Genomic DNA, 12,675 nt, shown 5'->3' on the forward strand with positions numbered 1-12,675 from the left:
GATGTCTTCCTTATTTCATTTCGTTGAGCTTACGTTGTGATTGTTTGAGTTGTTGCTGTTTCCATAATTTGAAAATGGCCGGTAAAACTAATAGCGTTAGTAATAATGCCGAGGCCATACCGCCAATCATCGGCGCGGCGATACGCTGCATCACTTCAGAACCTGTACCATGGCCATACATGATTGGAATGAGGCCGATGATCACCGTACTAACGGTCATCATCACAGGTCGAACGCGCAGGCCTGCACCTTGGCTAATGGCATCATTGAGTTGTTGGTCTGTCAGTGGCTGCTGAGTTGCTTGTGCGGCTGTGAGTCGCTCATCCCATGCTTGGTTGAGATAGACCAACATAATTACGCCAATCTCAACCGCAACGCCGGCAAGGGCAATAAAACCGACGCCAACCGCAATAGAGAAGTTAAAGCCGAGTAGGTACATCAACCATAAGCCGCCAATCATCGCCAGAGGGAGTGTGGCCATGATGATCAATACTTCTCCGACACGGCGGAAACTCAGATAGAGCAGCAGCACGATGATGGCCAAAGTCACAGGCACTACAACACTCAAACGTTCCTTGGCGCGTTCCATGTATTCGTATTGGCCTGACCATGTCAGTGAATAACCGGCAGGAAGCGTGAGTTGTTCGGTGACGGTTTGTTGCGCTTCTTTAACGTAGGAACCTAAATCTCGGCCCTCGATATCAACAAATACCCAGCCGTTTGGTCGTGCATTCTCGGTCTTGATCATTGGTGGGCCGTCTTCGTAGCGAATATCAGCCACATCAGCAAGGGCAATGCGCGCGCCATTTGGGGTGACGAGTGGTAAATTCTGCAGTTTGACCACCGAATCACGATAATCTTGCGGGTAGCGGACATTAATTGGGTAGCGCTCTAATCCTTCTACTGTTTCTCCAACCTTCATTCCACCAACCGCAGTGGCAATCACTTGCTGTATATCGCGGATGTTAAGACCGTAACGGGCCGCTTGACGGCGATTGATATCAATCGTGACGTAACGACCGCCAGCGACTCGCTCCGCATAAACAGAGGTTGTGCCTGCAATCGGAGCGAGTATTGGCTCTAGTTTTGCGCCGAGTTGCTCAATCACCTTGAGATCGGGGCCTGCGATCTTAATGCCAATCGGGGTTTTGATCCCCGTCGCTAACATGTCGATACGAGTCTTGATTGGCATTACCCAAGCGTTGGTTAAGCCGGGAAATTGCACCAAATCATCAAACTCTTTGCGTAGCGAGTCGGTGGTGACACCTTCACGCCACTCTTCACGTGGTTTGAGTTGAATGGTGGTTTCGATCATTGTAAGAGGCGCTGGATCGGTGGCGGTTTCGGCGCGACCAATCTTGCCCCAAACGGTTTCCACTTCAGGAACCGTTTTAATTAATTTGTTGGTTTGTTGCAGTAACTCGCGAGCTTTACCAATCGAGATTCCTGGGTAGGTCGTTGGCATGTACATCAGATCGCCTTCATCCAACGGGGGAATGAATTCACTGCCAAGTTGCTTGGTTGGATAGTAGGCTGATGCTAATAACACCAACGCAAAGCAAATCATGCTTTTCGGATAGCGCAAGCTGAGGTTTAGCATGGGGCGATAGAGTGCAACCAAACCACGATTGATAGGATTTTTATGCTCAGGAAGAATTCTGCCTCGCACGAAATAGCCCATCAAAACGGGCACTAGCGTGATTGCCAAACCTGCCGCGGCCGCCATTGCATAAGTCTTAGTAAATGCCAACGGAGAGAACATTTTGCCTTCTTGACCTTCAAGGGCAAAGACGGGCACAAAGCTTAACGTAATGATCAACAGCGAGAAAAACAGTGGTGCGCCGACTTCTTCAGCGGCTTTACTGATTACCTGCCAACGATTCTCATCCGTTAGAGGCGTTTTCTCGATGTGCTTATGCACGTTTTCAATCATCACTATCGCGCCATCAACCATGGCGCCAATAGCAATGGCGATGCCACCTAATGACATAATATTGGCATTGATACCTTGCCAGTGCATCACGATAAAGGCGGATAGAATACCGATGGGTAAGCTAATGGCTATGACTAATGATGAGCGAATATGGAACAGAAACAGTGCGCAAACGACGGCGACAACTAAGAACTCTTCGGCCAGTTTTTGCCAAAGATTATCAACGGCTGAATTAATTAACGTTGATCGATCATAGGTGGTGACGATTTCAACGCCTTCAGGCAGTCCCGCCTGAAGTTCAGCCAGTTTGATTTTGACATTATCAATCACTTGGCTGGCATTTTCGCCAAAACGCATCACGATAACGCCGCCAACTGCTTCACCCTCGCCATTAAGCTCTGAAATACCTCGGCGCATTTGTGGCCCTAAGCTAATATCTGCCACATCACCCAGTAGCAGTGGTGTGCCTTTTGGTGTTACTTTTAACGGCAATGCTTGTAAGTCATCAATGCTTGAGAGATACCCCGATGAGCGCACCATATGTTCCGCTTCAGCGACCTCAATCACTGAGGCGCCACTCTCTTGGTTGCCGTTATTGATGGCTGAGTTGACTTGTTGTAATGTCAGATCGTAAGCACGCAATTTGGCGGGATCGATTTGTACTTGGTACTGCTTAACCATACCACCCACAGTTGCAACCTCTGATACGCCCGAGACGGTTTGCAGCTCATATTTTAAGAACCAATCTTGCAGGCTGCGTAATTGAGCTAAATCGTGTTGGCCAGTTTTATCTTGCAGTACATAGCTGTAAACCCAGCCCACGCCGGTTGCATCCGGGCCAAGGGTCGGCTTTGCTTGAGAGGGCAAGTTAGGGGCAACTTGGCTTAAATACTCTAACACTCGCGAGCGAGCCCAATACATGTCGGTATCATCGTTAAAAATGATGTAGACGTAAGAATCGCCAAAAAATGAGTAGCCGCGCACCGTTTCCGCTCCAGGCACCGCGAGCATAGCCGTAGTGAGGGGATAGGTGACCTGATCCTCGACCACTTGCGGCGCTTGGCCGGGATAACTGGTTTTTATGATCACCTGCACGTCAGATAGATCAGGGATCGCATCGACAGGGGTGTTTTTAACGCTGTATAGCCCTGCAAATGTCAGCAATATGGCGGACACTAACACCAAAAAGCGATTGCTAATAGACCAACGAATAATAGCTCCAATCATTGTTGGCCTCCTGCTACTGCTTGTTGTTCAGTGGAGGGAATAATCTGTTTCAGCTGCCATTCACCCATTTGATTCGTGACTAGAAATCGAACCCTTTGGCCCTCGCTAAAGGGGGACAAATCGAAGTTATCAGCCACTTCAAAGTTTTGCTCTCCCGCTGACCATTTGAGTGACTCAACGTTTTGATGCGAAAGTGTCACCATATTGAAGTCACTCATTAACATGGTGATCTTACCGTCGATCCATACCTGGTCTGCAGGGCTTTGCGCAGGTTTAATTTGTGTAATTAGGTAATCCCCTTGAGCGCTTTTCTCCATCTCAAAGTCGATGGACTGGCCCTGCTTGAGTGCTGCAATATCCAGTGATGGGTGGAGTGTAAAATTCATCACCATGCCAGGCCAATTCCAGGCTTCGACAGGTTGGTGATTAATTGTCACCATACGGTGATCTGCCATGATGTCGGTGATTTGTCCATTTGCCCATGCCGTCACCGGCGAACTATCGGTACCATTAATTCTCGAAAGATCAGCGCTTTGGCTCGATTCTGAGTCCAGCATAAATTGTGCTGAGATCACGACATAATCGGCGGCAGTTAAGCCAGATAATATTTCAATTCGGTCGGCGGCTTCTCGGCCTGTCTCGATTCGGGCTGAACGATATTTACCATCGCCTAGGGCAAGTACCACTCGGCTCATCGCTCCTGAGCGGATGACGGCTGAGCGAGGAATGGTTAACACTTGATCTTCGCTCACGGGGGTTAAGCGAATGTTGGCGAACATGTTTGGCTTTAACTCACCTTGAGGGTTGTCGAACTTGAGCCTTACCCGCAAGGTACGCGTGGCCGGATCGAGGATCGGGTAGACATAATCGACCAAGCCTTGCCAAGTTTGACCGGGAATCGCATCCAACGTCATATTGGCTTGGCTACCCGATTTAACCCAATGGCCTTGGCGTTCAAACAGTTCAACATCAACCCAAACATGGTCTAGTGGGCCAGCACTGATCGCCGTTTGCGCCGGAGTTAAATAGCCACCTTCACGCACGTTTAAATTGGCGATTACGCCATCAGCAATGGCTTTGATCTCAATGTGTTGTTTGGCCTTGCCACGGCGATAGATTTGTTGAATTTGCGCCTCATCAATACCGAGCGCACTGAGTCGTTGCTTAGCGGCGCTAATAATTGCTTTGCGTCCAGTACGGCTTGCATTGAGCAGTTCTTCTTGTGCTTTGACTAAGTCAGGTGAATAGAACGTAAATAACACGTCACCTTGTTTTACTTTTTCGCCGACAGCATCGACATAAAGTTTTTCCACCCAGCCACTGGTGCGGACATTCGTTTGCCATAGCGTGCTTTCATCAAACGCAACATAGCCAACAGCATCGATTGTTGGACGCAGGGGCTGTAACTCGACTTGGGTTGTTTTGACTCCAAGATTGTTTTCTACCGCGGCGGAAATGGTGACGGTTCCTTTAGCTTGAGGTTGGTTTGAGTCTTCTGCGTAAACAGGGACCAAATCCATTCCCATAGGGGATTTACCCGGTTTATCTCGTTGATAATTTGGGTCCATTGGTGCGACCCAGTAAAGTGGTTCTTGCGAAGATTCGTGGGTGCTGCTTAGTGATGTCGATGCAGTGGAGTGCGAAGCTGGCATCAACCATTGATTAGCGGAAAATCCAAGAGCACTACCCACGAGTAGGGCAACCGTAGCGATTTTTAAATTTTTCATGAAATACTCCTAGCGATGTTCGTCGGTTGTAAACGTGAGCTGTGGCTCTATGTTGAAAGCGCCGACTAAATTGGCTAATTGATTGTTGATAATGTTGAGATCGGTCAGTAAACGCTGGTATTCAAGTTCAATGGCTAACTGGTTAGTTGAGCTTGTGACAATGTCACTAAATTTGGCGCTGTTGTTTTGATAACCTTGTTCAACTGCCTTGCGCTGAGCATTGGCTTGTTTAAGCAGCGTCGAGCGGTAGCGCTCGATACGTTCGAGGGTGAACTGACGATTAGATAGTAGAGCTGAGAGTTGACTATTAAGCTTTGCTAACCACGCATCTTTTTGTGCTTGCGCCGAACCGACTTGGTATTGTGCTGCTGCGTGGGCTTTATCTTGTTTATTCCCCGTAAAGAGCGGCACATCGAGAGTGAGATAAGCACTTACCATATCGGGGGCGGGCTCTCCTCGCATATTATTAGCTTGGCGATGGGCATACATAAGCTCAACACCGAACTGCGGTGAGTAAGCTTGTTCGGCGAGAGATACTTGCGATTTTGCCGCGAGAATGGACGCATCAAGTGATTGCAACATAGGATGTTGGCGTAATAGCGCATAGCGATCGTTTGGGCTCTGCAGTGTCGCTAATTTGCTGTTAAGCCGTGTCCAGTTGATTTGATTAGATGCTTTGATATGACTTAGGTCTAGCAACGACATCTCGACAGAGCGAGCTGAAATAGCAGGAAACCATTCAGAAAACTGCGCAACAATGCCTTGTTGCATCTGTTGATTAGAGAGCAGTTTTTGTTCCAATTGGCTGACGCGAAGTTGTGCGGTAATCACATCCTGTGATTCGCTTAACCCTAATGCGTAATTGCTATCAAGACTTGATTCCAATTGAATCAACCAGCGTTTTTGCTCTTGTAATAACTGTGCTGCCGTTTGGTTATACCCAAGCTCTAACCAAAGCGTGGTGATTTGCATTGCGACTTCTTGCGCGCGCAAATTCGCTTGATTGAGCCCGACATTGGCTTGATTTTTGGCTTGTTCTGCTTGGTAGACTGTACTATCTCCGCGGTCAAATTTTTGCATTATCCCTAACGAGATGTTGCTCATTGGATCCTCGTCCAGCGCAAAACTATCGACAGGCACGCCGCCAAAACCCACTTTAATGGTGGGATCGGCCAGCGTTGCTTTCGCAAGGCCACTATTTAGACTTGCTTGAGATTGGCCGATTAACTGTTGACGCGTTGCGTCACCAGCGATGGCAAGATTGATCAGTTGCTCAAGGTTAACCGAACCATCGACACTGTTAGCCTTGGCAAAGGTCGTTTCTGAGGCGGATGTTGGTCTATTTTGCTCTGCAGCCATGGCAGGGGTGAGTGAGCTCATTGCAGTTGCGAGCGCAAACATCACCAAATTTAGATGAAATTTCACAATTCAATCCATTCATAGTAAATGCGCGTGGAGCGAATCCACGGGCATTGAAAGTAGGGTGTTTACAGCGCGTGTTGCGATGTAAACAGTACTGAAATGAATAGAATTTAAGCGTTAGGCGGGCGATAGAGTGATCGAGCTATTTCAATAATATCTCGATGGGATTCAAGCGGAAAACTCACCGCGTGAGCAATGCGAATGTGTTCGGTTGGTTCAGCAAGTAACGCTGCTAAGACGGTAATACAAGTGGTATCACAGCATTCATGATAAAGAGAGTCGTTACTTGAACAATCTTCAGTAGCGCTAGATGACGGCATCATGTGATGATGACTCGTTGCGGATGCCATATCAGACATCATCTCCGGCGTGCATGAGCTTAGATTGTTTTGGCTCATTTGCAGCATTTGAATTGGCATTAGTGTTTTGCTCGACGCCATATTTGACGCGACAAGCGTCAATGCCGTAAGCAACACTAACCAAATTGTACGCAGAGATTTTGCGTGCATATTGAGACCAATTCAAAAAGAGAGGTGTTTAAAATAATCCTTCCCCCTAGGGGAAGGTCAAGAAAAAAGGCCTGATAAATTGCAATTTATCAGGCCTAAAGCGTTTATTTATCGGTCACTAACCGGAAATGATTAGTGTGTTAAGTAGTGCTGCACAAACTCAGTGACTTTAACCATGTCATCAATAGCAATGAACTCTTCCGTGGTATGTACTTTAGACATACCGGTTGAGATGTTTACTGTCGTTAGACCCAGTTTGTTGAAGTTATTTGCGTCGCTACCACCACCCGTTGCTTTGGTGATTGGCTCTGCGCCAATGGCGCTGAAAGAGGCTTTTACTTGCTCGATATGTGGGTGATCATCTGCAATAACAAAACCATCGTAAGCTCGGGTTGATTCAATCTCTACCGTTGCACCATGCTTATCTGCTGCTGCTTGGAAGGTATCAATCATGTGCTGAACTTGTTTTGCTAGCTTATCGTTATTGAGCGAGCGAGCTTCAGCGATGATGTTCAGTTCAGGCATAACGATGTTCGTCGCATTACCACCTTCAACGATACCGATGTTTGCGGTAGTTTCTGAATCAATGCGTAGCAAATTCATTTGGGTAATTGCATCGGCAGCAACACCAATCGCACTGATGCCTTCTTCAGGTGCAAGACCTGCGTGTGCAGGGCGACCAATAATTTTGGCAACGATTTTTTGTTGGCCAGGCGCTGCGTTAACGATGCTGCCAATCGGGCCACCGGTATCAAGTACAATCGCTTTATCCGATTTGATGAAGCTCATATCGAAGTGTTCAGAGCCGTGTAGGCCACCTTCTTCATGGACAGTAAAGGCGATTTCTAGCGTTTTGTGCTCAAGGTTTTCAGCTTGGATACAACGGACTGCTTCCATAATCGCAGCAATGCCTGATTTATCATCGCCACCCAGAATGGTATTGCCTTTAGAGCGAATGATGCCATCTTCAATGATAGGCTCAATGCCTTTGCCCGGAGTCACTGTATCCATATGGCAGCTCATTACCACGCTGTCTGCAAGTGTGCCTTCTAAGCGTGCATAGATGTTGAAACCATTAGTGTACTGTTCTGGTACTGGTAGCTTATGAACGGTGAAGCCAAGCTCACCAAGTTGTTCTGCAAGCGCTTCAGCAATCTCTTTCTCAAAGCCTGTTTCACTGTCGATTTTAATTAGTTGGCAGAAATGCTCTACCAGGCGATCACGGTTAATTGGATTCATTGTTATATCTCATTAGGGAACAGAGGCAGTTAACATAGCCCTGATTTGCAGGGGTATACCCTGATGTAAATCAAAGTTTCTCCCTATCTGTCTGCAACAATTACACGATGTAAACCAATTGTTACGGGTGGTAAATTTTAATTGTCGATAAATCAACGAATTGTACTAAAAACAAGCAGTGGCAAGTTGGTTTTACATTTGTCAGGAAGTCTCTTTCCCATTCAAGTTACCGTCCCAGTTTTCCATGTTCAGCTCCGTAGGCCAAAGTTAATTAAAGCAGTCATTTCAACGACCAATGACAACGGCTATATACGGACAGCGAGGTTAAAATGAACAGTGAATACAATCCATTAGGGACAGATGGTTTTGAGTTTGTTGAGTACACCGCCGCGGATGAGCAAGGCATAGAACAGCTTAAATCTCTGTTTGCATCACTGGGTTTTGCTGAAATTGCAAAACATCGTTCGAAAGAAGCGTGGTTGTTTAGGCAAGGGGAGATTAATTTTATCGTCAACGCTCAGCCACATAGCCAAGCCCATCGCTGCGCTAAGCAGCATGGCTCATCTGTCTGCGGTATGGCGTTTCGGGTGGAGAATAGTGGCGAGGCCATGCGCTATGCATTAACCAATGGCGCCACTGAATACCAGACGGAAATTGGCCCTATGGAGCTTTCAATTCCGGCTATTCATGGTATCGACGGCAGTTTGATCTACTTTGTCGATCGTTATGGTGAACAGAGTATTTATGATGTCGATTTTTGTTTTTATGCCGATGCTGAACAGCGCTGTCGTGAACAAAGTGTTGGCTTGTTTGAGGTCGATCATTTAACCCACAACGTTAAACAAGGCCATATGGACGTGTGGTCGGGATTCTATGAACGTATCGGCAATTTTCGTGAGATCCGCTATTTTGATATAGAGGGCAAACTCACCGGATTAGTGAGCCGAGCGATGACATCACCTTGTGGGAAAATACGCATTCCAATCAATGAGTCATCAGATGATAAATCGCAGATTGAAGAGTTTATTCGCGAATACAACGGCGAAGGTATTCAGCATATTGCGCTGAGTACTGATGATATCTACCAGACCGTCACCGATCTTCGTGCGCGGGGAATGCTGTTTATGCCAACCCCCGATACCTATTATCAGAAGGTGAATCAGAGAGTGGAAGGACATCATGAAGATTTAGAACGATTAAAGCAGTTACGTATCTTGATTGATGGCGCGCCGATGAAAGATGGTATTTTGCTACAAATCTTCACTCAAACAGTTATCGGCCCGGTATTTTTCGAAATCATTCAACGAAAGGGCAATCAGGGCTTTGGGGAAGGTAACTTTAAAGCGCTGTTTGAGTCGATTGAAGAGGATCAAATACAGCGAGGAGTGCTAAAGGATGCGTAAAGGGATCACTTATCCGCACCGCGAAGGGATTTGCTCAAAACAAGCTCACGCTGATTTCCCTAAGCAAGCCATCTATGAAAGAGAAGCTGGGCGCTCTGGCTTTTTTGGCCCAGCGGCCCATTTTCACCATCAACATGCGCCAACAGGTTGGCAAGAGTGGCAGGGCGAACTACGGCCACGTGCGTTTAACTTCAATCATGTCGAGCAAAGTAAGCAAACTTCGCCTTGGGATGTTCCACCCTTATTGCATAACGCACAGTGCAAAGTTCGCGTGTGGCGGCTCAAGGAAAACATGCCTTTTCTTGCCCGCAATGCCGACGGTGATGAGCTGTTGTTTATTCATCAAGGCTCTGCGGAACTGTTTTGTGATTATGGCCATTTAAGTGTCGTGACGGGTGATTACGTTTTGATCCCGAGGTCAACCAATTGGCGCTTAGAACCCCACGAGCCAATGTTTCTGTTAATGATTGAGTGCAGTGATGGTAGCTATGGTTTGCCAGAGAAAGGCTTAGTCGGTCAACATGCGATATTTGACCCCGCAGCTTTGGATGTACCTCAAATCAACGAGGCTTTTCAAGCTCAGTACAGTGAAGCCACCACGCAGGTATTGGTTAAACGACATAATCAAGTCAGCACCATTACTTATCCCTTTAATCCGCTTGATGCCATTGGTTGGCATGGCGACTTATCGGTCGTTAGACTCAATTGGCGCGATATTCGCCCACTGATGTCCCATCGTTATCATTTACCACCGTCTGCCCACACGACGTTTGTCGGAGAAGGGTTTGTGGTGTGTACGTTTGTGCCGCGCCCAATAGAAAGCGATCCAGGTGCACTTAAAGTGCCGTTTTATCATAACAATGATGATTATGACGAAGTGCTGTTTTACCACGAAGGCGATTTTTTCAGTCGTGACAATATTGAAGCGGGCATGGTGACGTTTCATCCCGCAGGTTTTACTCATGGCCCTCATCCTAAGGCCTTTGCCGCCAGTCAATCAAATCCGAAAAAACGCACTGATGAAGTTGCCGTGATGATTGATACCCGCCATGCACTTGAGTTTTCTTCTGCGGCGCAGGCGGTTGAATTACCGGACTATGTTTATAGTTGGCGATCTGCCTAACTGAGCCACTTTAGGGAGTGAAGAAGTATGAAACTTGCCACACTAAAAAATCAAACTCGAGATGGCTTGCTGGTGGTGGTCAATCGCGCGATGACACATTGCATTGCCGTGCCGAATATTGCCAATACGATGCAGCAATTGCTTGATAATTGGCATCAGTTAGAAACGCCTTTGCAAGCGGTGTATCACGCCCTTAATCAAGGAGAAATCGAAGGCATACCGTTTGAACCACACCGTTGTGAATCTCCGCTGCCGCGCGCTTATCACTGGGCCGATGGGAGTGCTTATGTCAATCATGTTGAGTTGGTGCGTAAGGCCCGTGGTGCCGACATGCCGCAAAGCTTCTGGCATGATCCGCTGATGTACCAAGGTGGTTCGGATACGTTTATTGGCCCCTGTGACGACATCGTTTTTTCCTCTCAAGAGTGGGGCATTGATTTTGAAGCGGAAGTGGCGGTGATCACTGATGATGTGCCGATGGGTTGTAGCGTGGAACAAAGTGAGCAGACGATCCGCTTGTTGATGCTGGTCAATGATGTTTCTTTGCGTGGTTTGATTCCCGCAGAGCTCGGCAAAGGCTTTGGTTTTTATCAATCTAAGCCGTCTTCGGCATTTTCGCCGGTGGCCGTTACGCCGGATGAGTTGGGAGATGCGTGGCGTGAAGGAAAACTGCATCTTGCGATGCACAGTTATTACAACGATGAGTTGTTTGGCTGTCCAGATGCTGGATGCGATATGACGTTTAACTTTTACCACTTGATCGCTCATGCAGCAAAAACGCGCGCATTGGGGGCGGGGACAATTATTGGCTCGGGCACTATCTCGAATAAGCAAGGTACAGAGCACGGTAGTGCAATCAGTGAAGGCGGGTTAGGCTACTCGTGTATTGCGGAGTTGCGGATGATTGAGACGATTCGTGATGGTCAACCCACCACCTCTTTTATGCGCTTTGGTGATCGGGTAAAAATTGAAATGTTAGATTCATACGGCATCAGTTTGTTCGGTGCAATTGAACAAAAGGTGGTGCAGAACTAATGCAATTATACGGTTACTGGCGATCCTCTGCAGCCTATCGCGTGAGGATTGCGCTCAACTTAAAGCGTATCCCATATCAGTATATTGCGGTTAACCTGCTTAAAAATGGTGGAGAACAACATTCGCCTGAATTTCATGCCCTTAACTCGAATGAGCTTGTTCCGGTACTGGTACATGGTGGTTTGCGCTTGAACCAATCTTTGGTGATCTTAGATTATCTGGATGAGCAATTTCCCGAGCCCTTGTTAGTACCTCTCTCAGGTGAAAAGCGCTATCTGATCAGAGCTTTAGCGCACGATATTGCGGTTGATATTCATCCACTGAATAACCTACGTGTGCAACAATATCTGACTGCCCAAGCTAAGTTGAACCAACAGGCAAAGGAGAAATGGTTAAAACATTGGATGTATCGTGGTTTTTGTAGCTTGGAGAATACGTTAGCCGACAGTGCAGGGAAATACAGTGTGGGTAGTGAGGTGTCGTTGGTTGATGTTTGCCTCGTACCTCAAGTTTATAATGCCTTGCGCCTCGAGATGGACCTTGAGCTGTTTCCAACCATTGAGCGGTTGTATCACACGCTTAATCAGAAAGAAGCCTTTGCGATGGCACAGCCTGAAAGGCAGCCCGATGCGGTATTGAGCAAACCGTAAAGCAAAAGTTGATAGCATAAAAAAACCACCATTAGCTGGTGGTTTCTCGCGAGTCATTCTTTTTACAATGATGATGAATTATTGCATTACCTGCGCCTGACGGGCTCTTTGCTGTAATTCAGCAATATTAAATTGGCGCACGTCCAGCGCTGCCAAGTCGAAACACTCTTTACAAGAGTGGTGACATAAACCATCAATATATTCATGTTTGGCAAGTAAGCTTGGCTTCTTGCACCAATCGCATACGCCTTCGATAGTGTACATGTTAGGCTCCCGCCGTTATGACTAGGGGTTATCTTCGCGACGTATTATGACACATTTAGTTATTGCGGGTTAATATTTTGTTACTTGAACTGAGAGGGTGATCGATTGCTCAGGCATTGGTATGCCTAAGTTTTCACCGTAGG

At 47.1% G+C, this 12,675-nt stretch carries 10 protein-coding genes; 4 read left to right on the forward strand and 6 right to left on the reverse strand.

Annotated features, from left to right (window positions below):
• Positions 1 to 10 precede the first annotated feature (10 nt).
• The 5 genes from RH86_RS17210 to RH86_RS17230 form a co-directional block, all read right to left on the reverse strand.
• Positions 11 to 3,160, reverse strand: a complete 3,150-nt coding sequence (locus tag RH86_RS17210; protein ID WP_009387567.1) for an efflux RND transporter permease subunit — start codon at positions 3,158 to 3,160, stop codon at positions 11 to 13.
• Complete coding sequence (locus RH86_RS17215) at positions 3,157 to 4,887, reverse strand: efflux RND transporter periplasmic adaptor subunit (protein ID WP_009387568.1); 1,731 nt, start codon at positions 4,885 to 4,887, stop codon at positions 3,157 to 3,159. Before RH86_RS17215 ends, RH86_RS17210 begins: the two co-directional genes overlap by 4 nt.
• Before the next feature lie 9 nt (positions 4,888 to 4,896).
• On the reverse strand, positions 4,897 to 6,312 hold the full coding sequence (locus RH86_RS17220; RefSeq protein WP_009387569.1) for a TolC family protein: 1,416 nt from the start codon (positions 6,310 to 6,312) through the stop codon (positions 4,897 to 4,899).
• Between the two features lie 107 nt (positions 6,313 to 6,419).
• Positions 6,420 to 6,818 carry a hypothetical protein gene (locus RH86_RS17225; RefSeq protein ID WP_009387570.1) on the reverse strand — a complete coding sequence of 133 codons (399 nt, stop codon included), beginning with the start codon at positions 6,816 to 6,818 and terminating at the stop codon, positions 6,420 to 6,422.
• Positions 6,819 to 6,950: 132 nt separating this feature from the next.
• Positions 6,951 to 8,057, reverse strand: coding sequence for a M20/M25/M40 family metallo-hydrolase (locus tag RH86_RS17230; protein WP_009387571.1), 1,107 nt, complete (start codon positions 8,055 to 8,057; stop codon positions 6,951 to 6,953).
• A gap of 329 nt (positions 8,058 to 8,386) precedes the next feature.
• On the opposite strand from RH86_RS17230, the gene hppD reads away from it, so the two are divergent.
• Genes hppD through maiA form a run of 4 tightly spaced genes read left to right on the forward strand, consistent with a single transcriptional unit; the run spans position 8,387 to position 12,268 of the window.
• Positions 8,387 to 9,460 (forward strand): 4-hydroxyphenylpyruvate dioxygenase, encoded by a 1,074-nt coding sequence (hppD, locus tag RH86_RS17235; protein WP_009387572.1) that lies wholly within the window; start codon positions 8,387 to 8,389, stop codon positions 9,458 to 9,460.
• Positions 9,453 to 10,583: a homogentisate 1,2-dioxygenase gene (locus RH86_RS17240; RefSeq protein WP_009387573.1), complete on the forward strand. Its 1,131-nt coding sequence runs from the start codon at positions 9,453 to 9,455 to the stop codon at positions 10,581 to 10,583. The genes hppD and RH86_RS17240 overlap by 8 nt, the downstream gene beginning before the upstream one ends.
• 27 nt (positions 10,584 to 10,610) lie before the next feature.
• On the forward strand, positions 10,611 to 11,618 hold the full coding sequence (locus RH86_RS17245; RefSeq protein WP_009387574.1) for a fumarylacetoacetate hydrolase family protein: 1,008 nt from the start codon (positions 10,611 to 10,613) through the stop codon (positions 11,616 to 11,618).
• Positions 11,618 to 12,268, forward strand: coding sequence for a maleylacetoacetate isomerase (gene maiA / locus RH86_RS17250; protein WP_009387575.1), 651 nt, complete (start codon positions 11,618 to 11,620; stop codon positions 12,266 to 12,268). The genes RH86_RS17245 and maiA overlap by 1 nt, the downstream gene beginning before the upstream one ends.
• A gap of 78 nt (positions 12,269 to 12,346) precedes the next feature.
• Here the strand turns inward: maiA and RH86_RS17255 are convergent, their stop codons facing one another.
• Positions 12,347 to 12,532 carry a hypothetical protein gene (locus RH86_RS17255; protein WP_005597603.1) on the reverse strand — a complete coding sequence of 62 codons (186 nt, stop codon included), beginning with the start codon at positions 12,530 to 12,532 and terminating at the stop codon, positions 12,347 to 12,349.
• Positions 12,533 to 12,675 lie beyond the last annotated feature (143 nt).

The organism is Vibrio sp. N418 (genome assembly GCF_000222565.1).
GTDB lineage: Bacteria > Pseudomonadota > Gammaproteobacteria > Enterobacterales > Vibrionaceae > Vibrio > Vibrio scophthalmi.

What these genes read in the sequence shown, in the direction of transcription:
- RH86_RS17245 (WP_009387574.1), top strand. Translation starts at nt 10,611, where the DNA reads ATGAAACTTGCCACACTAAAAAATCAAACTCGAGATGGCTTGCTGGTG.
- RH86_RS17255 (WP_005597603.1), bottom strand. Translation starts at nt 12,532, where the DNA reads ATGTACACTATCGAAGGCGTATGCGATTGGTGCAAGAAGCCAAGCTTA.
- RH86_RS17215 (WP_009387568.1), bottom strand. Translation starts at nt 4,887, where the DNA reads ATGAAAAATTTAAAAATCGCTACGGTTGCCCTACTCGTGGGTAGTGCT.
- RH86_RS17225 (WP_009387570.1), bottom strand. Translation starts at nt 6,818, where the DNA reads ATGCACGCAAAATCTCTGCGTACAATTTGGTTAGTGTTGCTTACGGCA.
- RH86_RS17210 (WP_009387567.1), bottom strand. Translation starts at nt 3,160, where the DNA reads ATGATTGGAGCTATTATTCGTTGGTCTATTAGCAATCGCTTTTTGGTG.
- RH86_RS17240 (WP_009387573.1), top strand. Translation starts at nt 9,453, where the DNA reads ATGCGTAAAGGGATCACTTATCCGCACCGCGAAGGGATTTGCTCAAAA.
- hppD (WP_009387572.1), top strand. Translation starts at nt 8,387, where the DNA reads ATGAACAGTGAATACAATCCATTAGGGACAGATGGTTTTGAGTTTGTT.
- maiA (WP_009387575.1), top strand. Translation starts at nt 11,618, where the DNA reads ATGCAATTATACGGTTACTGGCGATCCTCTGCAGCCTATCGCGTGAGG.
- RH86_RS17230 (WP_009387571.1), bottom strand. Translation starts at nt 8,057, where the DNA reads ATGAATCCAATTAACCGTGATCGCCTGGTAGAGCATTTCTGCCAACTA.